Consider the following 21,381-nt stretch of genomic DNA (forward strand, 5'->3'; position numbering starts at 1 on the left):
TTCTCATTGACCAAGATGTTGCCATTTTCCATTACTTGTTAAAATACCGCTAGAAGCAATGCGCTCACTCTTTGATCGATTTTTTCTTGGAGATACAATAATTATCGGCGAATTTTCATGATCAGAAAAAGCAAATGGCTCATCTGAAGAATTTCTGATCGAAACGCCTAAGCGTAATTTACATTCATTGATGTGATTTAAGTTACACGAATATTTAAATGTCTTTTCCCCAATGCCTTTAGTCATCTCATCATATGAATTATCATTGTACATCCATATATTACGATCAATATCCGTCAAAGAAAATGCTACGTACGTCTCCATATCTTGTAGAACTTCATAAGAAATCAAAAATTCTACTTCTCTATTATTATCAGTAAGCATTTCATCAGATAGCAATTCTACTGTGAAATTTTGGATTGGTTCTGCTTCTTTGCTTTCTGCTTCAACCTCATTTACTTCTTCAACAACCTCTTCTTTTTCAATAACTGTAGATGCCCCAGTTTGAGTTACATTATCTAAAGAATATTGATTGGCAACATCATCTGGAGTACCGATAATTTTCACTTCGCCTTTATCAATCATCATTGCTTTATTGCAATATTTACGGACTGATTCCATAGAGTGAGTAACTAGAATAATGGTCTTTTTTTCATCTTTGGCTTTCATGAAATAGTCATTGCATTTTCTTTGAAATGCTTCATCTCCAACAGCCAGTACCTCATCTAATACGAGAATATCACTTTTTGCCTGAATAGCTACAGAAAATGCCAGTCGGACTTGCATGCCACTGGAATAATTCTTTAACTTTTGATTCATGAATTCCGATAATTCCGCAAATTCAACAATATCGGAATACATTTCATCTACTTCTTTTTCAGAGAAACCAAGCATTGCTCCATTTAAATAAACATTTTCTCTTCCTGTAAGCTCCGGATTGAACCCTACACCTAACTCAATGAAAGATACAAGTTTTCCGTTGACTTCAACTGATCCTTTCTCAGGTGTGTAAATTTGGGAAATGATTTTTAATAGTGTGGATTTACCACTACCATTTCTTCCTACAATACCAAAGAAGTCTCCCTTATTTACCTCAAAGGAAATATCTCTCAATACTCTCTGTTCGTTATATCCCTTGATTCCCTTAAAATAATTAACAATAGTTCTTTTTAGACTCGTTGTGCTCTCTGTGGGAAGGCGAAACGATTTTCCTATATGATCTACTTTAACCGCTATTTCATTATTCATATTAAATAATCTCCGCAAATTTTTTCGAATTTTTGTTAAAAATCAAGTATCCTGCAACTAAAACTATCCATGGCAGGATGTATGGGATGGCGACAATCCAACTCGTATTGACTAGCTGCCAAACCGTTATATTACTTGGGCTCGTTAAAATATGTCGCATATCTTGAATAATTTGAGCCATGGGATTCATCATCAATAATTTTGCAATCCTAACGTCCATATTCATAACTAATGTCACTGGATAAATTAACGGTGTGATGTAGAATCCAGCTTGTAGCACAACTTCCCAAATTGGTCCAATATCCCTAAAGCGAACATAGATAGTTGCCAAAATAAAAGAAACACCTAAAGAAAAGGCATATAACTCAATCAAAAGAAACGGTGCTAAAAAAGCATAGATTGAAATATCTGCTCCATTGATAAGAGCAAACAATAAGACGATAACTAAGCTGATCACCAAATTAATCAATGCATTGATCGATACAGCAATCACAATTATATGCGTGGGAAAACTTAACTTCCTAAGCAAGTCACCTCGGGTAACGATTGAGGACATTCCTAAATTTGTCGTTTCACTAAAAAAACTCCACAAAACTGTTCCTAGTAGTAATGCAACTTCAAAATGTGGTACATCTTGTCCAAATTTAAGAAAACGCACAAAGACCACATACATTACTGTAAACAACATTAATGGCTTTAATACCGACCATACATAGCCCATGATGCTTCCTTGATATCTTAATTTAAAATCTGTTTTAACTAATTCTTTCAATAAAATTCTATTTCTACGCTCGAACATCATTTTCTCCTTTAAAGTTCCACTAGTCTTTTTTACGGTAAAACTTTTCAAAGCTATCCTTAAAAAGTATACTCGACATTAAAGTCTTTCTCAACCTCTACCGGACCATTTCAAGAATTGAGAAAAAAATTTAATTTTTAAAATGACCCTCAAGACAAAAAAGAAAGCCGCATTCAACAAATGAAATTTGGCCTCCTTTTTCTCCAAGTTTTAATCTCTTTCAAACAAATCTCTTGTGTATACTTTATCTTCTACATCATGCAGCACATCTTCCATACGGTTTGCTACAATCACATCTGAAATACTTTTAAATGAGTCAAAGTCATCAATCACTTCAGAGTTATAGAAGGTTTTCTCTTTTAAAGAAGGCTCGTATACAACAACTTTGATTCCATGTGCTTTGATACGTTTCATAATTCCTTGAATAGAAGAATAGCGGAAATTGTCTGAGTGGGCTTTCATTGTCAATCGATAGATTCCTACAACTTTTGGCTGGCGATCAAGGATTTGTTCCGCAATGAAGTCTTTACGGGTGGTATTAGCATCCACGATTGCCTGAATAATGTTATTAGGAACTTTATCATAGTTAGCAAGCAATTGTTTCGTATCTTTAGGCAAACAATAGCCACCATAGCCGAAAGACGGATTATTGTAGTGGGAACCAATTCTAGGGTCTAAACCGACACCTTCAATAATTTGTCGTGAATCTAGTCCTCTTACTTCTGCATACGTGTCCAGCTCGTTAAAGTAGGCAACCCGTAATGCTAAGTACGTATTCGAAAACAATTTGATTGCTTCAGCTTCTGTTGGATTCGTTAAAAGCACTGAAACACTGTTTTCCCGTGCATTTCTTTTAAACATATCTGCAATGTCTTTTGCTCGATCACTGCGTTCCCCCACAACAATTCGTGAAGGATGCAAATTATCATACAATGCTTTCCCTTCACGTAAAAATTCTGGTGAAAACAGGATATTCTTTGTATTAAATCGTTTTTGAACATCTAAAGTATACCCCACAGGCACAGTAGATTTGATAATGAACACGGCTTCTGGACGTAATTCCAAAGCTTTTTCGATGACTGTTTCCACAGTTGACGTGTCAAAATAATTTTTATGTTCATCGTAGTCTGTCGGTGTAGCGATAATCAAAACATCACCAAACAAAACAGCTTTGTTAATATCTTTAGTGAAGTCAACTTCCAAATCTGTTCTAGCCAGAAACTCATGGATTTCTTTGTCCTCAAGGGGGGATATTCTTTTTTGTAATTGGTCAATCTTATCATCAACGATATCATAAGCAACTACTTCTTCGTTTTGTGCCAACAATAAGGCATTTGCTAATCCTACATACCCTAAACCAAAAACAGAAACTTTCATCGTGATCCCTCTTTTTCTAGTTTTCTTGTTTATCTATAGATGCAACCATTTCAGACAATGCCTCTTCCCATGTAGGAATCACAAAACCTGTATTTTTAGCTTTAGTAAGATCCATTACTGAATATTGTGGTCGTTTTGCTTTTTGTGGATATTCATCTGAAGTAACTGGTACAACTTCAACTTCAGTTTCTTTAAGAATCTCTTTGGCAAATTCATACCAAGAACAGCTATTGTCGTTTGACAAATGATAAACGCCATAATCAGCGTCTTTTTCAACAATATACACCATGAACTCGGCTAAAGTCCTAGTCCATGTAGGACGACCAAATTGATCATTAACAACTGTCAGCTTTGGATGTGTTTCTGCTAAACGTTTCATCGTGAATACAAAATTGTGTCCATATTTTCCAAACACCCATGATGTTCGAATAATATAATATTCGTCTAAAATACTTTCAACAGCTTGTTCTCCTAAAAGTTTTGTACGTCCATATTCATTTTGAGGATTTGGTGTATCATTTTCTTTATAAACACCATCTTTTTTTGTCCCGTCAAAAACATAGTCAGTGCTGATATAGACTAGTTTTGCCCCCACAGATTTTGCTGCTTTAGCAACGTTTATTGTGCCATCTACGTTGATTTTTTCATCAAGATCCTTACCTTCATCTTCCGCTTTATCAACGGCTGTATAAGCTGCACAATGGTAAATGAGTGTTGGTTTTAGTTTTTGAATAAATGAAAGTGTTGCTTTTTCATCCGTGATATCCATTTCTTGAGCATCTGTTGAAATATAAGAAATACCTTTTTCATCTAATAAATGTCGCAACTCAGTACCAAGTTGTCCATTTCCACCAGTTAGTAATATCATAAATATATCCATCCCTTCAAAAAAAGCAGGTTGCCCTGCTTATCATTATTGACCATTTGCGGCATAATTCTTTTCGACTGCTTCTTTTTCAGTCATCCACCAATCTTCATTATTCCGGTACCAGTTAATTGTGTCGGCTAGACCGTCTCGGAAATTGGTAAATTCAGGTTGCCACCCAAGTTCTTTTCTTAATTTGGTTGAGTCAATTGCGTATCTCAAATCATGTCCAGGACGATCCTTAACATGATCATAAGCATCAGCTGGCTGACCCATCAATTCTAAAATCAATTCAATCACTGTTTTATTATCTTCTTCACCATCCGCGCCAATTAGGTAAGTCTCACCAATTCGTCCTTTGGTTAAAATCGCCCAAACTGCTGATGAATGGTCATTCGTATGAATCCAATCCCGGACATTTTTACCTTCTCCGTAAAGTTTAGGTCTGATTCCACTCAAAATATTAGTAATTTGACGAGGGATAAACTTCTCTATATGCTGATAAGGTCCATAATTATTTGAGCAGTTTGAAATAGTTGCTTGTAAGCCAAAAGAGCGTACCCATGCTTTCACTAACAAATCAGAGCCAGCTTTAGTCGATGAGTATGGACTTGAAGGGTTATACGGTGTTTTATCTGTAAATTTTTCTCCTTCCCCTTCTCCATGGCCAGGAAGATCTTCTCTCAACGGAAGGTCCCCATACACTTCATCTGTTGAAACATGATGATACCTTACATTGTATTTGCGACACGCTTCAATCAATGTATAGGTGCCAATGATATTTGTCTGAACAAAAGGAAACGGATCCTTTAATGAATTATCATTGTGAGACTCTGCTGCATAGTGAACAACGGCGTCGGTATCTTGCACAAGTTTGTCTACTAAATCATGATCCGAGATATCTCCTACAACTAACTCAAACCGTTCTTTTGGTAATCCGCTTAAGTTGTTTTCATTTCCCGCATAAGTTAATTTATCTAGAACTGTCACATAGACGTCAGGATGATTATTGATCACATAATGTACGAAGTTGGAACCGATAAACCCAGCTCCACCAGTTACAACGATTTTTTTCATAGCGTTCACTCCTTAGATTTCACCATAAACAAAGGGATTTTCTGACTCAAACTCTTTTAAAGTTGGATGCTTTGTATCTTTTTCTGATAAAATCGCTTTTTTAACGTCGATTGGCCAATCAATCGCCAAATCTGGATCATCAAATGCAATTCCCCCATCTGCAGGAGCATTGTAATAGTTATCACACTTATACATGAAATTCACATTGGGTGTCAAAGTTACAAAACCGTGAGCATACCCTTTTGGAACTAACAATTGTCGGTGATTATGCTCCGTTAATAAGTAACCTTCCCATTTACCATAGGTAGGACTTCCCTTACGAATATCTACGATTACATCCAAAACAGCTCCAGTTACTACACGAATCAATTTCGTCTGAGCAGCTTCTCCTTTTTGAAAATGCAATCCTCTTAACACACCAGCTTCCGCTGATAAAGAATGATTGTCTTGTACAAATTCATAATCAATTCCTTGCTCCGCAAATTTCTCTTTTGAATAGCTTTCTGTAAAGAAGCCACGATGGTCTCCAAACACGTCCATTTCAATCAATTTTACATCTGTTAAATTTGTATCCATTACTTTCATCTAAGTTGCTCCTTTTATTCAGCGGCTAGTCGTAATAAATATTGTCCATACTGATTTTTTTTCAATGGCTCAGCTAAAGCAAGCAATTGATCTTTGGTAATGTAGCCCATACGGAAGGAAATTTCTTCCAAACAGGCAACTTTAAGATTTTGACGTTTTTCGATCGTTTCAATAAATGTGGATGCTTCGAGTAAAGTTTCATGGGTACCTGTATCTAGCCAAGCAAATCCTCTTCCCATGACTTCAACAGATAATTTATTTCTCTCAAGGTAAACCTTATTAATATCAGTGATTTCTAATTCTCCACGGTCGGAAGGTTTAATATTTTTGGCGATTTCAACTACATCGTTGTCATAAAAATATAACCCAGTCACTGCATAATTCGATTTAGGTTGCATTGGCTTTTCTTCAATTGATAATGCATGCATGTCTTCGTCAAATTCAACTACTCCAAAACGTTCTGGATCATTGACATGATAACCAAATACGGTAGCTCCTGTTTCTTTGCTTGCCGCACGTTGAAGCATTTTAGATAGTCCGCCACCATAATAAATGTTGTCGCCTAAAACTAGACAGACACTATCATTTCCGATAAATTTTTCTCCGATGATAAAAGCTTGTGCTAAGCCGTCAGGACTAGGTTGGACAGCATACTCAATTTGTAAGCCAAGATCCTTTCCATCGCCAAATAATTCTTGAAACCGAGGGGTGTCTTGCGGAGTTGAAATAATCAGAATCTCCTTAATGCCTGCTAACATCAATGTAGACATTGGGTAATAAATCATTGGTTTGTCATAAATTGGCATCAATTGCTTAGAAGTTGCTTTTGTTAATGGGTAAAGGCGTGTTCCTGAACCACCTGCTAAAATTATCCCTTTCATAATGAACTCTCCTTATTTAAATATTTACTGATTTTCCCACCAAAGCATTATCTCATTTCTACAATACTTTGTCATTTGATTCAAAATAATGAAACAAAAATGTAATTTTTATTTACCGAAAATTTTCCTTTTTACTATACTAGAAATTAGTGCCCATCGCCAGCGAAATTGTTGTTTGAATGAAGCAGTTGTACTTATTTCACTCGTATTCTCTCCATGTCTGCGATACAACGTCAATGGTTCATGAAGTAATTTAACCCGATTTCCAGCCATCACTCCGATCCACATATCATGCATAGGGATTGCCTTGGGAAATGGCAGAATAGCTGATTTGAGTTCCTTACGAAAAGCCATACCAGCACCAATGTATTTGTTTTTTAAAATATTCTTAAAAAAACCAGTTTGAACATTTCGATACGCAAAGTAAGAATCTTCAACTGGTACAAGATCCTTATCAACAATAACCAAATCCGAAATAACCACTAAAGAGTTTTTATCCTCTTCAAATATTTTTTTTGTCTGAGCCACTTTATTGGGAAACCAAACATCATCTTGGTCTGCCAAAAAAATAATGTCCCCTTTTGCATGTAGAATTGCATTCTCAAAGTTTTTAATAACACCTTTTTGAGGACCATCGATTATTTTGATCCTTTTATCTGTGTGGAAACTTTCAAGAATTTTTTTGGTGTTATCGCAGGATCGATCATCTGAAATAATCAACTCATCTGTCTCTGATAGTTGTTGTAAAATGCTGTCTAATTGTTCTTTTAGATATTTTTCCCCATTATAAGTGGCAACACAAACTGAAATCATGATTGACCCTTTCTAAATGAGCGATATTCCGCCCATGTTCTGCGATAAAATGGACGTTTTTTTACTGACAAAAGTTGATTGATCGTGCGAAAAAATAATTGTTTCTGATGATCCTTTTGTTTATCTTTATCATACTCACGATAGAAGTAAGTTTCACTCTTAAGGATTTGGTCATATCTTTCTTTTGTCATCGATTGATAATGCATCACAGATAAATCATGTTCTATTATTTCTTCTGTCACTAAAATAGCGTACTCTTCTTGATAAAGGCGATAAAATAACCAGTGATCTAAAAAATCAAGTGGAAAATTTCGGTTAAAACCGTTTATTTTTCTTAGAGCTTTTATAGACAATGCAGTTCCAGAATTTATTGCCATTAGACGGACTGTTTTTCTGCCTACGCCTGGATAGACTAACTTTCTATTGATATAACGATCAGACATGACTGGCGAAATTTGTTTCCCTTGGCTAAAAACCAAAGGAACGATTGCTCCTATTGTAGCATCTAGAGGTTGGTTAAGTAACAGCTCCAAATACGCCTCAGTAAAAACCGTATCCTGATCCAAGAGAAGGAGTAGATCATCCTCTTTTGCTAAAGAAAACCCTTTGTTGTAAGCTTCTGCTAGCCCAGAATTAGTTTTATCATGTACATAGGTCACTTCTGAATGACAAAAAAAATCGTCTTCTTGTTTTTTTTTGCTATTATCATATATCAATAGCTGAATTTTTTTATTGTAAATTGCGTTTTCTAACAGCGGTGCAGCGAGTACTTCTTGCCATTTTTTTTCGTACAAAACGACTGTCACAAACAATCGATTCATTAAAAAAACCTCCAACCCCATTTATTAAAAAACTTCGTCATTGACTGCATAAAGACACAGAAAAGTTTAAAGCTTCTGTGCGCTCCTTTTCCATACAGATGAACAACTTTTTCAAAAGGAGTGTATAAAATTCGATAACCAGCTTTTTCATATCTTAGACATAAATCATTGTCTTCAAAGTACATAAAAAAGCGTTCATCAAATCCACCAATCTCTTTAAATTTCTCAATGTCAATTAGCATGAAACAACCGGATCCCATGCGAATATAACTTGTTTTGTCTTGGGGAAGATTTTGGCATTCATAATTAAATAGACGTTTTCTGAAAACTTTCTTTACCCAAGATAATGGGACAAAACGCAAAAAATAGTCAAATACAGCCAATCGTTCTCTTACAAGATGCTGAATGGTACCATCTTCATTTAGAACTTGAGGCACAACTATTGCTGCATCATTATTTTGAATTCTTTTTAATAAGCCATCTAAGGAATTTTTTGACACAAGAATATCAGGATTACAAATAATTCCATATTTTTCAGTCGCATGCATCAATAATTGATTGTGTCCATGCCCAAACCCTAAGTTATCAGAAGCTTGAACAACAGTAACAAATGAATACTGTTGTAGTTTGGCAATATATTCTGAATCAGAGCCATTATCGAATATTTTCACCTCGAAGCGCGGATCATCAGCTATGGCAATACCTAGCTGATCTAGCGTCTTAAAAATATCGCGGCTATTATGAGTTACAATACTGATGATTGTTTTGTCCATTTTTGAATTGTCCTTATTTCTAATAGTATTTAAAATGCTAGTCAGTGGATTATTATAACATATCCCTCGAGTTAAAAAAAGATAGGTCAAAATAAGTGACACCTGCAAAGAAAAACATATTTTAAAAACTCCTTTTTCATTGCTTTCATAGACAGAAACTTGAATATTCAATTCTTAAAGGTGGCTAAAATGATTTGTCTTTTCATCTACTCTTAATTCGAGAAAAAACCAGCTAGATAAAATTTCTAGCTGGATCTGTCTACTCTTAGTGAGATATTCATGCAATTTTAATATCCCCTATGGATAAATACGATTCAATAAGCGTGGGAATGGAATGGCCTCACGCACGTGTTCGATACCTGATAACCATGTAACGGTTCGTTCAAGACCTAGACCAAAACCGGTATGTGGAACTGAGCCATACTTGCGAAGATCTAAATACCAAGAGTATTCATTTTCATCTAATCCGTGGTTACGGATTTGTTCTAGCAAGAATTCATAATCTGTGGCCCGTTCTGACCCACCGATGATTTCCCCATAGCCTTCTGGTGCAATCATATCTGCACAGATCACTACATCATCTCTTGTTGGATGTGGTTTCATATAGAAAGGTTTGATAGCTTTTGGATAGTTAAGAATAAAGACTGGTTGATCAAATGAGTTCGCAATAAATGTTTCGTGTGGCGAACCAAAATCGTCTCCCCATTGAATGTCCTCAAAGCCATTTTTTTGCAATAGTTCTACGGCATCATCATAAGAAATACGAGGGAATGGTAATTTCGTATACTTTTCAAGGATGGCACGATCTCTGCCTAAAACATCTAATGCATAATCACAGTTGTCCAAAACGCTTTGTACAAGGAAAGCAACGTATTGTTCTTGTACTTCCAAGCTTTCTTCTTGATGCATGAAAGCCATTTCCGGCTCGATCATCCAGAATTCGATTAGATGACGACGCGTTTTAGACTTTTCTGCACGGAAAGTCGGTCCGAATGAAAAGACTTTACCAAACGCCATAGCTGCAGCTTCCATATATAATTGACCAGATTGAGATAGATATGCTTTTTGATCAAAATAGTTGGTTTCAAAAAGATCCGTTGTTCCTTCTGGTGCAGACCCTGTCAAAATTGGTGGATCAATTTTGATAAAGCCATTATTATTGAAAAATTCATAGGTAGCACGAATCACTTCGTTACGGATCTGCATGATGGCATGTTGTTTTGAAGAACGTAGCCATAAATGGCGATGATCCATCAAGAAGTCGGTGCCGTGTTCTTTCGGTGTGATTGGGTATTCATGGCTTTCGCCCACTACTTCAATGCCACTGATACCGATTTCGTAGCCAAATTTCGAACGGCTATCTTCACGAATCTCACCAGTTACTAGAACTGCCGTTTCTTGATTTAAGTTTTTGGCAAGCTGAAAGACTTCTTCGCCCACTTCAGTTTTTACCACGATACCTTGAAAATATGCGGTACCGTCACGTAATTGCAGAAAGGCAATTTTTCCACTTGATCGTTTGTTTGCGACCCAAGCACCAATCTGTACTGTTTCGCCAACATGTTTTTTTGCATCTAAAATTTGAATAGATTCCACACGTTTCTCTCCAATCTGATAATAAGGGTTCCATAAAGCATTTTAAGCTTTTCGGCTTTTCTTTTCAACAAAATCCTGCAAACGTTTTGCGGCTTCTTCCAAGGTTGCCCAATCGGTTGCATAGCTGATCCGTAAATTGTCTGGTGCACCGAACCCAGCACCAGTAACGACTGCTACTCCGGTCTCTTCCAGAATTGCTTCCACAAAATCATTGATGTCTTCATATCCGCACATATTCATTGCTTCCCTGACATTTGGGAAAAGGTAAAAAGCGCCTTGCGGTTTTACTAATTGAAATCCTGGAATGGCTGCAACGATCGGATAGATTTTATTTAATCGGTCTTCGAATTGCTGACGCATGATTTCAATGGAGTCTTGATTCCCTGACAATGCTTCAACAGCAGCATATTGACTGACAGCTGTGGGATTGCTGGTTGCTTGAGAAGCAATATCCGTCATCGCTTGAATGATCGTCTGATCGCCAACGGCAAATCCAATCCGCCAACCAGTCATGGCATATGTTTTTGAGACACCATTAATGATGATCGTTTGCTTACGAATAGCCTCAGACAAGCTAGCAATCGGCGTAAAGGAGTGCCCATTGTAAATCAGACGACCATAGATATCATCAGAAACAATCAAAATATGATGTTCAACTGCCCACTCTCCGATAGCCTGTAGTTCTTCTTTCGAATAAATTGCCCCCGTTGGATTGGAGGGCGAATTCAAAATAATGGCTTTAGTCTTGGCTGTTCTAACAGCTTCTAGTTGAGAAACCGTTACTTTAAATTGTTCGGTTTCCGCAGCATAGACGAAGACAGGTTGCCCTCCTGCTAGTTTCACTTGCTCTGCATAGCTAACCCAATATGGCACAGGAATAATCACCTCATCTGCTGGATCGATCACTGCTTGAAACAACGCATAAAGCGCAAATTTAGCGCCATCTGTTACGATCACTTGGTTGGTGTCATACGTTACGCCATAAAACTCCTGCAGATAGCGTAGGATGGCTTCTTTTAGCTCAGGGATCCCTGCTGTCGGGGTGTAAAAACTTGCCTTCCCATTTTCAATGGCTTGGATAGCGGCTTGACGAATATTCTCAGGAGTAATAAAGTCGGGTTCTCCTACCGTCAAACTCAATACGTCAACGCCTTGCGCTTTTAACGCCTTAGCCTTGGCAGCTGCAGCTAATGTAACTGAGGGCTCTACTTGATACGCTCGTTTGGAGAGTGTCATGTCAACCATCCTTTCTCTAAATCAAATATTATTGATGGCATTGATTTCCTTGCCGTCTTTAAAACCTAGCAAATAATACTGAAGTTCCCCAGAAGCATCTTTCGTCATGATTTCCCAAGCAGCTTGCTCTTTAAACAATCCTAAAGTAGCTTTCTGGATCGTTTCTTCTGGATGTTTTTCGGCAACCAATTGACGAGCGGCTTCTTCCGTTAGACCATCTGATTGTTTAAAAACTGACACTTTTTCACCGCTTTTAGGAATGATGACGACGATTTTATTTTCTTTATCATCTGTACCAACTAAACTAAAAGAAGAAGCTTGGCGATTAAACCAATAAAATTGATCGACCTCTTTCAAATCCGTATACTTTTGAGCAATTTCAATTGCTTCATTGCGTGCCTGTCGCATCGGACGAGTCGAACGGATGTAGAAAATCGATGAGAATATGATAACGATCAATAAAAAAACGATCGCACCCAGTAAAATCATCACACGGCGTTGTTCTTTGTCTTTCGTTTTCACTCGTTATCCTCCATAAAAATAATATGCTCTATTATAGCAGATTTCAGCTATCTTTTAAGAAAAATGTTTTTTTGGTGTTTCTTCTGCTTCAGAATCAAAAAACTCCCGTATGTCCTCGGTCATTTCTTGTGGTGTAGCTTCTTTGACCGGCAGATTTTTTGGCAAACCTTTAAGTATTCGCTTGCCATACTTCGTAGAAAGAATCCGACGATCAAGAACCACCATTACTCCTTGATCATTTTCCGACCGAATCAGACGTCCCAACGCCTGACGCATCCGAATAATTGCTTTTGGCAATGCATCTTCCTTGAAAGGATCAATACCTTCCGATGCTAAAAAAGCATGACGTGCTTGAACAAGCGGCCGTTTGGGATTCTCAAATGGTAAGCGCGTCACAACCGCGATTTTGAGCGCTTGACCGGGTAAATCGATGCCTTCCCAAAAACTATCTGTTCCAAAAAGAATCCCATTTTCCGCCAGTAAAAAACGCTTGATGATTTTCTCGCGACTACCACCAGTCCCCTGTGCTGCAAGTTCTCGTCCTTGTTCCAAGGCTTTTTTATGCAGTTTTTCATAGACCCGTTTCAATGTGTCATGAGCAGTGAACAATACAAGTGTTGGTTGCAAATTTTCAAATAGCAACGGTGTTAATGCATCGGCCAAGTATTGAGCGTATTCTTCATTCGTTGCTTGCTGAATCGAGATTCCTTGTTTGACAATAAACAGACGTGCCTGCTTTTCATAATCATAGAATGCCGGAATCGTTTTGACTGTCACTTCAGGAATGCCTAATCGGTGAGCAAAGTAAGATTTGTTACCAGGAATTTTCAATGTACCGCCTAAATAAAGAATATGTTTGTACCTTGAATACCATTTGCTTTCGATAATTTGATTTCCCCGCAGATCTGCCACTTCAATAATCGCTGCAGCAGTCCCTGCTTTTTTCTTGATCCAATGGACATACCGAGGTTGCCAATTCATCAGCCACGATTGAACCGTCGCTGCCTGTACCTCCATATCATGGAAATAATCAAACAAGCGGGCAATCAGGATGCGTTCCCGAGCCAATCGCCGTTCTTCTGTCGCCATGAATGTTGTCTGCAATCGCTGTTGGATTTCTAAAATTTCTTTATAATACAAATGAATTTTTTGATGGAGACGATCTTGCTGCAAGCTGCCATCATAAAGGTCCTTTCGTTGGACAAGTGTCAGTTCTTCCCCATCGATCACGAGTGTTTCAAAATAGGCTTCTAGCGTATCGATAATCAATTTGATGGCATCGATATACAATGAGAATAAATGGGAAAGATCGAATTCTTCAGCGACGAGTTGCTTGATCTCTTCAAACAAGCCTTCTTCATTCAATTGCAAAAATTGTCGTTTGAACTGTTGGGAATCAAAGGAACTTTGCGAATATCTTTCGGCAATCTCCGGTAAATGCTGGACTTCATCGATCAGCAGAAAGTCACTCGTTGGCAGTAGTGGATACTGTCGTCGATTTTCCTGCATCAAAAATGCATGGTTGACAATTAGCACATTGCTCTGTGCCATCTTTTTATAGAGATGGCGCACAAAATCCTGCTCATAAAAAGCTTGATTCTTTGCCAAAAAATCCACCCCTCGATGACGAATTTCCAAAAATAGCGGATGATCAAGACGCACAAGATTCAATTCATCAAAATCTCCGGTCTCAGTTTTGGTCAGCCAAACTAAAAGTCCCATCTGATACTGGGCATACTGTTTTTGTTCAAGCGGTTGTTCTAATGTTGCTTTGAACCGCTGGAGATCAATGTAGTGTTGATGACTTTTCACAACAGTTGCTTGTAACGGTTGTTCCAGTACTTGATTGACTAATGGGATGTCTTTAGCCAATATCTGATTCTGTAGCAAAATCGACGTGGTACTGACGATTAATGGATTTTCTGGAGTAGCTAAGTAGCTTGCAGGAAATAAGTACCCGATGGTTTTTCCCATGCCGGTTTCTGCCTCAATGATCAGATTTTTTTCTTCATGAGAAAAGTGATCATAAACTGCATTCATCAACCGCGCTTGTTGTTTTCGATAACTGAGGCGGCCATCAAAGCATTTGATCTTATCCGCTTTAACTTTAGGATACTCTCCTTGAAAATAGCTTGATTCAAACAATGGTACGCTCTTTTTTCGCAGAACCAATCCATCGATTTCTTCCAAATGTTCAGGAAGCGGCTCTTCGGTACGTTCACTGACGATCCGCTGAATATATTGACTGGTCTGCATCCCCATTTGACCGCTCAACTGGGCGATTTGCTTTAAAGTCACCCATGGCAGTTCACGCATGATCGATTCGATGTACAGCAATAATGCCGCGGTCACTTCCGCATCGCTATCCGCCTGATGTGGTTTCTCATGAACAAATCCGATACTTTCAGCCAGATCTCCCAAACGAAAGCTGCTTTCTGTTGGCAAAAAAACTTGTGCCAATTCCACGGTATCGATTCCTGGAATCTCAAGGGGCGGCATCCCGCATCGGATTAATTCTTGACTTAAGAAATGATAGTCAAAATAAATATTATGCGCCACAAAGACTGTTTGTGTTAATAAATTATAAATCGTATGAGCAACATCTTCGAAATACGGTGCTCGTTTCACTTGTTGATTGGTGATATGAGTCAAATTCTGGATCTGCTTTGATATTCTTCGATCCGGATTGATATCTGTCGCAAATCGATTAATGACCTGACCATCTTGGATCAAGACACAGCCAAATTGGATGATTCGATCAATGGCAGGATCAGTCCCCGTTGTTTCAAGGTCGACCACAGCGTATATGGGTTTCATTTCGCTTCCTCCTTACGCACTCCTTGCATTATACTACAAAATCTTTGCCCCTTACATCTGTTTTAGCCAATAACGAGGAAATCAAATTTTGAAATCAATCAGACGAGAAGCTTGATTTTAGGACTAAAGTCCTCATACGTTCATCCTATCAAAAATCAATGGACCATCCGTATCTTTCGACAAAGGTCAGGAACTTTTTTATAATTTAATTAAGAAGGAGGCGTTTAAATGAAACGGTTTGAAAATAAAAAGGTTATCGTGACGGGTGCAGCTTCCGGCATTGGCAAAGCAGTTGCCCAGCAATTTCTGGATCAAGGAGCAGTCGTTGGTCTATTAGACATTGATGAAACAGAATTGAAGGCATTTGTAGAAGCCACCGAAGGTCAATCGATTTATCGTGTGGTTGATGTATCAAAAGGAGAAGAGCTCTTACAGGCAGTCACAGCGTTGGCACAAGAGTTGGGTGGTATCGATATTCTCCACGTTAATGCAGGGATCAATGGAACCTGGACCCCTATCGAAGAGCTTTCACTAGATGATTGGGATACGACCATTACAACGAATCTTCGCAGTACTTTTGTCACAGTTAAAGCAGCAATTCCGTTTTTAAAAATCAACGGCGGCAGTATCGTGATCACAAGTTCGGTCAACGGCAACCGAATTTTCAAAAATTTCGGTGCCAGTGCCTACAGCACATCAAAAGCTGGTCAAGTTGCTTTCATGAAAATGGCGGCACTCGAGCTTTCCGGCTACAACATCCGAGTCAATGCGATTTGTCCAGGAGCGATTTCAACCAATATTGATGAGAATACGGCTATCGAAGAGGCTGTTGAAAAAATCAAAATCCCAATCGTCTTTCCGGAACGGGAACGTCCTTTGCGTCAGGAGACTGGTATTCCGGAACAAGTAGCTAACCTCGTGCTGTTTCTTTCCTCTGAAGATGCAGGAAACATTTCGGGTACAGAAGTCTATGTTGATGGAGCAGAATCATTGTTATAATAAAAATAGCCTGTGAAACAAGTCTTCAAAAACATACTAAGAGTAGAGGAGGAACTTATCGACGGATGAGTTTCTCCTCTACTCTTAGTATGTTTTTTTCATAGGTAAACTTGTTTCACAGACCATTTCAATTTTTGATTAGGTTAGCGATTTCTTCTAGAAAATTTTCTTTTCCATAGAAATCTGCATTCAATAGTTCTGGAAAGACCGCTTCAAAGAAGTAAGACACACTAGGACGGTGATTAAAATTCTTGACCGTCATTACTGCTTCGCGAAACATTTCTTTGTAGACTTTATCTGGATTGCTTTTTGAAATTTCTTCAAAAGATTCATAAAGCAAATCAATTTTATCTGCGATCGCCAACAATTGGCCTTCCAGGGAATCATCTTTGCCATCTGCTAATCTACGACGATAAATCGGCTGAAATGATTCTGGAATCTCCTCTTCGATGAATGTATCTGTCATCTTTTCTTCTACTGTCGAAAGCATTTGCCGCAATTCTTTATTTGCATATTTGACAGGTGTTTTGATGTCTCCAATGAACCGTTCAGTATAATCATGATTTAATGCTTTTTCATAGAGAATCTGCCAATCGATCGTATTTCCCGCCTGCTCTTCAATATCAGCCAATGTCTGGGCGATCATTGCGACTCGAAAAGAATGCGCTGCGACGCTATGTTCTGTAAACTTAAAGAACCCCGGTGCCCGTTGAATCTTTTCCAAATTCGCCAGTCCTAAAATAAATTCATTCAGTCCCATCCTGAGTCCCTCTTTTTTCAAGTATAACAAATACAGAAAATGCAAACAAATTTAGACTCTACCCTCTTTTGAATGAAAGCACAAAAAAAGAGCAGCTAGGCTGCTCTGATAGGCAAGAATTAAGCTTTGTTTACGTTAGTAGCTTGTGGTCCACGTTGTCCGTCTTCGATATCGAAAGTAACAGCTTGACCTTCTTCTAAAGTTTTGAAGCCTTCACCTTGGATAGCTGAAAAGTGAACGAATACGTCGTTTCCGTTTTCTGCAGTGATGAAACCAAAACCTTTGTCTGAGTTAAACCATTTTACTGTACCTGTTTCCATAATAAAAATCCTCCTTGTGTTAAAACACATATTTTGCAATTACTTGTATATGGTGAAAATGTGGGAGATGTTTTAAAATGAAACAAGCTACCATAAATTACCGTAACAAAAACTACACTTCGTATTATAGCACAGTTTTTGCTTCCTGACTATCGCAAACTTAAAAAAAATGAAAACGCAATTATTTCTTAACTTTCTCCATAGATCAGGCACTTTTTTAGAGAAAAAGCCTGTGACATATGTTCTACAACAAAGGGACTAATCCGAAGAATCCTACGATTGCTCCTACAGTTTGTAAGTCCTAGTAGCAACTATCCAAGGGATACGCAATCCTGGTAAATCGTTCAGATTATTCTTCTTGTTGTTTATGTCACAGGCTAATTTATTCAACTGGTGCTTTACGGATATCTAGGAGACTAGTACCGCAAGATCGCGGTCAAACTTTTCTCATCCGGCGCATCTTTTTGCTCCAATATAGAGACTTCTCCACTGTTTTCCAACACATTTTTGGCCAATGTATTCAGCACTTGCCGACGATCATACTCAGTATCCGGGTCTTCTCCGAAGCCATCCACTAAATTTGAAGTGGCGATAAAGAGCTGCGCGATCCGTCCTTCTTTTGCTGCTGGTACAATGTCCACTAATTGATCTATAAATTTGCGGTCAAGCAGTTTGTTGTAAGAAGCTACTTCATTCTGCATCAGATCGTCCATCAATTTTTGCGCACACTCAGCAATTTGTTGTGGGGATAATGAAGCAGGTGATGACGCAATACAAGCATCTTTTTTGAAGTAACTTGTTTTTGCAATCTTCTTAAATAATGTTTGATTTTCAGGGAGTGCAAAAAGATAAAGCGGTAAATTTTCCTCATTTGGAAATTCATTTTTAAAATAATTGTCTACAGCTTGGTAGTAATTGACATGATCGATCTCAACCTCTTCGTCTTTAGCACTGAAGCCGTGATAGGCAACGCCTTCACCAGAACTGTTTGGTCCACCTTGTGCACTATAATTGAAATCTCCACCACCGCTGATTTCTTCACCAAGAGCAGTCTCAAGGTCAACAGGAGCGTCTTCAGGCAATGCCACTTCAGTGACTTGCTTGTTTTCAACACGGTATACTTTCATGGAATCCCGATTCAATGCAAGTAAATAAAAGGCATAATTGAATTGGGCATTTTTGATGATCGCCAACAGATAAGGTGTATCTCCGACATAGTACTGATCATCCACGGTAATACTCAAGCGATGGATCAATGTTTCTTCTGCTGTTAAGATCACTGCCACACTTTTGGTGCTGCTGCGCCAAAATGCCTGATCAGCAAGCAGGGTCTCAATTTTTTCCTGGAATTTGTTCCATGAGTGGTCGGGATATCTCTTCTCAAATCGGCGTTTTGCTTCTTTAGCAAAATTTTTGAATTTGATTTGATCTTTCTCAACATTTTGGTGACCTACGTGAGTATTTAGCATGATCGTGACAAATGGTCCATTGATTCCGTCAGTTGTTAATTGCAACAAAAAAGCTTTCCCAAATTTTACCATTCAACATTACCTCCTACTTGATCGGTTACACCTAAAGTGTACCATGCCTATTTTTATCCATAAAGCAAAACGATTGCATAAATCGGGTTTCTATTCCTCATCTTCCCTTATCCAGCAACAAAAATAACTATGACTTAGGGTTGCAGGAAGATGAATTTACAGGTAAAATGGGATTGTTGTGTTCCCTTAGTTAAATGGATATAACAAGTCCCTCCTAAGGATTAGTTGCTGGTTCGATTCCGGCAGGGAACGTTGAAAGAACCTGTTAAACTCTTGTTGGACAAGAGTTTTTTTGCTTATCAGATAAAAAACTCTTAGCTGCAACAGAACACTTGTCTAAGAATCAAGTTAAAACCAAAGATGATAAAACATATCTGGTCCATCAGCTGTCCGTATCACTGCTCTCATTTCTTAAAGGATTCCTACCTAAAACGCGAGGGGACCATCAGGTATTTTGCTGGTTGGACGACTCGATAAATCAGAAATAGTCTTCTAATATTGGTTTTCCTATTGGAAGATTAGACTTGATGCAGTTTATTGCTACATCATCTGCCACTAATTGTTCCAAGAAAACCATTGTATCAACTGTTTGGTATCCCATAAATAACTGGACAAAACGTTGCACGGTTGTTTTTACTATTGGTTGTTGCGTCTGCGTTACTTTTTCGACTGAATGCTGACCGTCCTTGATAGAGATTTCATAAATTCCATTGTTCCAAGGCGCATATTTATCTTCTTGGATCTCAATAGCAAAAGCTCCATTTAGCTGATAAGTAAAGGGATATTGCGCCAAAAAGCGATGAACATCGACTACTCGCGCCATCATATCCGGTCTCACCTGATAGTGTGCTATTGGTTTGGCAGCAATTGCCTGGCGAATATCATTGTCATAACCTGGTTGATAAATGATTCGGGCAACAGAATCGGCATGAGAGACAATCAATCGATTCAATCCGTGATAAGCCTCAATGTTTAAGTAGCCCCACTCTTCAATGATGAATTTGCCTTCTTGAATCGTATAAACTAGATAACCGGTATTATTCCCAGCTTCATCGCGGTAAATGGCAAATGTATACGACTTACGATACGTAAATTTGATCGTTTCCCACCAATCTGCTCGCAGCAATCCGCCTTTTTTATGTCTTGGCATAGCATGATAAATATCGTGGATCACACGTTTAGCCTCTGACCATGGCAGACGCTGAATCGAACCTGTTACTTTGGGACTATCGGCCCATTCATGAGCAGCAACGTCATAGACCATACGTTCAAAGACGTATTCATACCCATAGCGACGATAAAAGGGAAAAGAAAAAGGTGCTAAATAGGAAAGGACAATTCCCTGCTCATAACAATCTTCCAAGATGCGGCGCATGATGCGGTCGATTCTTCCCTGACTTCGATATTCTGGATATGACGCAACAAAACCGATTCCTGCCATCGGATAGCTTGTTCCATGAAAATCAATGGCGAAAGGTGTGGCCATGATTTGACTAGCCAACTTTCCTTGATCATCATACGAACCATAGTTCCATGAATTCTCTGCTAGTAAGCGATAACGCTCCTTATTTTTCTCACTTAATTCCCATTGGAAAGCATAAGCCACTAAATCCAAAACTTCTTGTGGACCTGCTTCATCCATTCTACGTACATCACTCATCCGATTTCCTCCTATTACCTACCTGGAAAACACAAAAAAGGCGTCACAGGACCCCTTTAATATGATTCTTCCATCATAACCAGCATTTTTTTGAATTGTTTTCGTTTAAAATAACCTAGAATCGTTCCAAGCAGCATATCATTCATTTGTTGCAAAATACCGAATGACTTCATCGTTTCCGTATAAATTACCTTTGTCTGCTTTTCATTTATCGTTTCCAGCTCATAGCGAACGACAAACTCATTTTTGGTTGTCTCTGTCCGAAACTGATAGACTTGATTCTCAATGACTTCTTCAATTTTGATTTTTGCACGGCTGGAAGCTGAAAATTCCTTGACGTACTCATATCCGGCTAACTGTTTGCGGGAAACCGTTTTGCCTGTTGCCTTGCGGATATCAAATATCACTGAGTCGATTATTTTATCGAAAAAGACTGGACTTGGAACGTTCAATGTTTTTTCAATTTTCATTTAGACTGTCCTCCATTTGATTGATCAGCTTTTTTCTTGCCTTTCATAAACAACAAACCGCCGCCTATCAGCAAAGCAATTCCAGTTGTAAAACTGAAAATGTCTAAACGCATATTGCTTGGGTTCATGCTATACAAAATCACAAGCAACCCGATACTGCACAAAAATAAGCCGTTTTTTATCATTTTGATTCATCCCTATCTATTTAATCGTCCCTGACA

General features: G+C 38.3%; 21 protein-coding genes and 1 tRNA gene. 2 read left to right on the forward strand and 20 right to left on the reverse strand.

The window, feature by feature from the left end; genetic code table 11:
• Nucleotides 1-3: 3 nt before the first annotated feature.
• From EG2_RS10020 to EG2_RS10085, 14 genes are all read right to left on the reverse strand, one after another.
• Complete coding sequence (locus tag EG2_RS10020; RefSeq protein WP_060814637.1) at nt 4-1,248, reverse strand: ABC transporter ATP-binding protein; 1,245 nt, start codon at nt 1,246-1,248, stop codon at nt 4-6.
• A gap of 1 nt (nt 1,249) precedes the next feature.
• Nucleotides 1,250-2,050: an ABC transporter permease gene (locus EG2_RS10025; protein WP_060814640.1), complete on the reverse strand. Its 801-nt coding sequence runs from the start codon at nt 2,048-2,050 to the stop codon at nt 1,250-1,252.
• A gap of 207 nt (nt 2,051-2,257) precedes the next feature.
• Nucleotides 2,258-3,424: a nucleotide sugar dehydrogenase gene (locus EG2_RS10030; RefSeq protein WP_060814641.1), complete on the reverse strand. Its 1,167-nt coding sequence runs from the start codon at nt 3,422-3,424 to the stop codon at nt 2,258-2,260.
• 16 nt (nt 3,425-3,440) lie between these two features.
• On the reverse strand, nt 3,441-4,292 hold the full coding sequence (rfbD, locus tag EG2_RS10035; protein ID WP_060814643.1) for a dTDP-4-dehydrorhamnose reductase: 852 nt from the start codon (nt 4,290-4,292) through the stop codon (nt 3,441-3,443).
• 45 nt (nt 4,293-4,337) lie between these two features.
• Nucleotides 4,338-5,366: a dTDP-glucose 4,6-dehydratase gene (gene rfbB / locus EG2_RS10040; protein WP_060814645.1), complete on the reverse strand. Its 1,029-nt coding sequence runs from the start codon at nt 5,364-5,366 to the stop codon at nt 4,338-4,340.
• Between the two features lie 12 nt (nt 5,367-5,378).
• On the reverse strand, nt 5,379-5,951 hold the full coding sequence (gene rfbC / locus EG2_RS10045) for a dTDP-4-dehydrorhamnose 3,5-epimerase (RefSeq protein ID WP_029487002.1): 573 nt from the start codon (nt 5,949-5,951) through the stop codon (nt 5,379-5,381).
• 14 nt (nt 5,952-5,965) lie between these two features.
• A complete protein-coding gene (gene rfbA, locus EG2_RS10050) occupies nt 5,966-6,832 on the reverse strand; it encodes a glucose-1-phosphate thymidylyltransferase RfbA (RefSeq protein ID WP_060814647.1) in 867 nt (288 codons plus the stop codon).
• A gap of 108 nt (nt 6,833-6,940) precedes the next feature.
• Nucleotides 6,941-7,645 (reverse strand): glycosyltransferase family 2 protein, encoded by a 705-nt coding sequence (locus EG2_RS10055; RefSeq protein WP_060814649.1) that lies wholly within the window; start codon nt 7,643-7,645, stop codon nt 6,941-6,943.
• On the reverse strand, nt 7,642-8,466 hold the full coding sequence (locus EG2_RS10060; protein WP_060814651.1) for a glycosyltransferase: 825 nt from the start codon (nt 8,464-8,466) through the stop codon (nt 7,642-7,644). Before EG2_RS10060 ends, EG2_RS10055 begins: the two co-directional genes overlap by 4 nt.
• On the reverse strand, nt 8,466-9,239 hold the full coding sequence (locus EG2_RS10065; protein ID WP_060814653.1) for a glycosyltransferase family 2 protein: 774 nt from the start codon (nt 9,237-9,239) through the stop codon (nt 8,466-8,468). Before EG2_RS10065 ends, EG2_RS10060 begins: the two co-directional genes overlap by 1 nt.
• A gap of 297 nt (nt 9,240-9,536) precedes the next feature.
• Nucleotides 9,537-10,835: an asparagine--tRNA ligase gene (gene asnS, locus EG2_RS10070; protein WP_005472233.1), complete on the reverse strand. Its 1,299-nt coding sequence runs from the start codon at nt 10,833-10,835 to the stop codon at nt 9,537-9,539.
• Between the two features lie 42 nt (nt 10,836-10,877).
• Complete coding sequence (locus EG2_RS10075) at nt 10,878-12,071, reverse strand: pyridoxal phosphate-dependent aminotransferase (protein WP_060814654.1); 1,194 nt, start codon at nt 12,069-12,071, stop codon at nt 10,878-10,880.
• Between the two features lie 21 nt (nt 12,072-12,092).
• Nucleotides 12,093-12,593 carry a cell wall elongation regulator TseB-like domain-containing protein gene (locus tag EG2_RS10080; RefSeq protein ID WP_060814655.1) on the reverse strand — a complete coding sequence of 167 codons (501 nt, stop codon included), beginning with the start codon at nt 12,591-12,593 and terminating at the stop codon, nt 12,093-12,095.
• 54 nt (nt 12,594-12,647) lie between these two features.
• Nucleotides 12,648-15,410 carry a helicase C-terminal domain-containing protein gene (locus EG2_RS10085; RefSeq protein WP_060814656.1) on the reverse strand — a complete coding sequence of 921 codons (2,763 nt, stop codon included), beginning with the start codon at nt 15,408-15,410 and terminating at the stop codon, nt 12,648-12,650.
• 228 nt (nt 15,411-15,638) lie between these two features.
• Here EG2_RS10085 and EG2_RS10090 point away from each other — a divergent pair, with 228 nt between their 5' ends.
• Nucleotides 15,639-16,409, forward strand: a complete 771-nt coding sequence (locus EG2_RS10090) for an SDR family oxidoreductase (protein WP_060814657.1) — start codon at nt 15,639-15,641, stop codon at nt 16,407-16,409.
• A gap of 127 nt (nt 16,410-16,536) precedes the next feature.
• On the opposite strand, the gene EG2_RS10095 is transcribed toward EG2_RS10090, so the two are convergent.
• The 3 genes from EG2_RS10095 to EG2_RS10105 form a co-directional block, all read right to left on the reverse strand.
• Entirely contained in the window at nt 16,537-17,169 is a 633-nt protein-coding gene (locus tag EG2_RS10095) for an HD domain-containing protein (protein WP_005472230.1), read from the reverse strand.
• Nucleotides 17,170-17,288: 119 nt separating this feature from the next.
• Nucleotides 17,289-17,489, reverse strand: coding sequence for a cold-shock protein (locus tag EG2_RS10100; RefSeq protein WP_003126918.1), 201 nt, complete (start codon nt 17,487-17,489; stop codon nt 17,289-17,291).
• A 416-nt stretch (nt 17,490-17,905) separates the two neighbouring features.
• Entirely contained in the window at nt 17,906-19,030 is a 1,125-nt protein-coding gene (locus EG2_RS10105; protein WP_060814658.1) for a baeRF6 domain-containing protein, read from the reverse strand.
• Between the two features lie 180 nt (nt 19,031-19,210).
• On the opposite strand from EG2_RS10105, the gene EG2_RS10110 reads away from it, so the two are divergent.
• A tRNA-Arg gene (locus EG2_RS10110) sits at nt 19,211-19,282 on the forward strand.
• Between the two features lie 226 nt (nt 19,283-19,508).
• On the opposite strand, the gene EG2_RS10115 is transcribed toward EG2_RS10110, so the two are convergent.
• From EG2_RS10115 to EG2_RS10125, 3 genes are read right to left on the reverse strand one after another with little or no spacing between them, the layout of a single operon-like run.
• On the reverse strand, nt 19,509-20,690 hold the full coding sequence (locus EG2_RS10115; RefSeq protein WP_060814659.1) for a GNAT family N-acetyltransferase: 1,182 nt from the start codon (nt 20,688-20,690) through the stop codon (nt 19,509-19,511).
• Nucleotides 20,691-20,746: 56 nt separating this feature from the next.
• The gene (locus tag EG2_RS10120; RefSeq protein ID WP_003126911.1) at nt 20,747-21,160 is read right to left on the reverse strand and encodes a DUF3284 domain-containing protein; all 414 of its coding nucleotides are present in this window, start codon (nt 21,158-21,160) and stop codon (nt 20,747-20,749) included.
• Nucleotides 21,157-21,345, reverse strand: coding sequence for a DUF3188 domain-containing protein (locus EG2_RS10125; RefSeq protein ID WP_003126909.1), 189 nt, complete (start codon nt 21,343-21,345; stop codon nt 21,157-21,159). Before EG2_RS10125 ends, EG2_RS10120 begins: the two co-directional genes overlap by 4 nt.
• Between the last annotated feature and the right edge of the window lie 36 nt (nt 21,346-21,381).

The sequence above is a fragment of the Enterococcus gallinarum NBRC 100675 genome (genome assembly GCF_001544275.1).
GTDB classification, from domain to species: Bacteria; Bacillota; Bacilli; order Lactobacillales; family Enterococcaceae; genus Enterococcus_D; species Enterococcus_D gallinarum.

Coding starts and splice junctions, on each gene's coding strand:
- EG2_RS10030 (WP_060814641.1), bottom strand. CDS start 3,424: ATGAAAGTTTCTGTTTTTGGTTTAGGGTATGTAGGATTAGCAAATGCC.
- rfbD (WP_060814643.1), bottom strand. CDS start 4,292: ATGATATTACTAACTGGTGGAAATGGACAACTTGGTACTGAGTTGCGA.
- EG2_RS10125 (WP_003126909.1), bottom strand. CDS start 21,345: ATGATAAAAAACGGCTTATTTTTGTGCAGTATCGGGTTGCTTGTGATT.
- EG2_RS10090 (WP_060814657.1), top strand. CDS start 15,639: ATGAAACGGTTTGAAAATAAAAAGGTTATCGTGACGGGTGCAGCTTCC.
- EG2_RS10100 (WP_003126918.1), bottom strand. CDS start 17,489: ATGGAAACAGGTACAGTAAAATGGTTTAACTCAGACAAAGGTTTTGGT.
- EG2_RS10085 (WP_060814656.1), bottom strand. CDS start 15,410: ATGAAACCCATATACGCTGTGGTCGACCTTGAAACAACGGGGACTGAT.
- EG2_RS10020 (WP_060814637.1), bottom strand. CDS start 1,248: ATGAATAATGAAATAGCGGTTAAAGTAGATCATATAGGAAAATCGTTT.
- rfbC (WP_029487002.1), bottom strand. CDS start 5,951: ATGAAAGTAATGGATACAAATTTAACAGATGTAAAATTGATTGAAATG.
- EG2_RS10120 (WP_003126911.1), bottom strand. CDS start 21,160: ATGAAAATTGAAAAAACATTGAACGTTCCAAGTCCAGTCTTTTTCGAT.
- rfbB (WP_060814645.1), bottom strand. CDS start 5,366: ATGAAAAAAATCGTTGTAACTGGTGGAGCTGGGTTTATCGGTTCCAAC.
- EG2_RS10025 (WP_060814640.1), bottom strand. CDS start 2,050: ATGATGTTCGAGCGTAGAAATAGAATTTTATTGAAAGAATTAGTTAAA.
- EG2_RS10065 (WP_060814653.1), bottom strand. CDS start 9,239: ATGGACAAAACAATCATCAGTATTGTAACTCATAATAGCCGCGATATT.
- EG2_RS10095 (WP_005472230.1), bottom strand. CDS start 17,169: ATGGGACTGAATGAATTTATTTTAGGACTGGCGAATTTGGAAAAGATT.
- EG2_RS10075 (WP_060814654.1), bottom strand. CDS start 12,071: ATGACACTCTCCAAACGAGCGTATCAAGTAGAGCCCTCAGTTACATTA.
- EG2_RS10105 (WP_060814658.1), bottom strand. CDS start 19,030: ATGGTAAAATTTGGGAAAGCTTTTTTGTTGCAATTAACAACTGACGGA.
- rfbA (WP_060814647.1), bottom strand. CDS start 6,832: ATGAAAGGGATAATTTTAGCAGGTGGTTCAGGAACACGCCTTTACCCA.
- EG2_RS10115 (WP_060814659.1), bottom strand. CDS start 20,690: ATGAGTGATGTACGTAGAATGGATGAAGCAGGTCCACAAGAAGTTTTG.
- EG2_RS10055 (WP_060814649.1), bottom strand. CDS start 7,645: ATGATTTCAGTTTGTGTTGCCACTTATAATGGGGAAAAATATCTAAAA.
- EG2_RS10060 (WP_060814651.1), bottom strand. CDS start 8,466: ATGAATCGATTGTTTGTGACAGTCGTTTTGTACGAAAAAAAATGGCAA.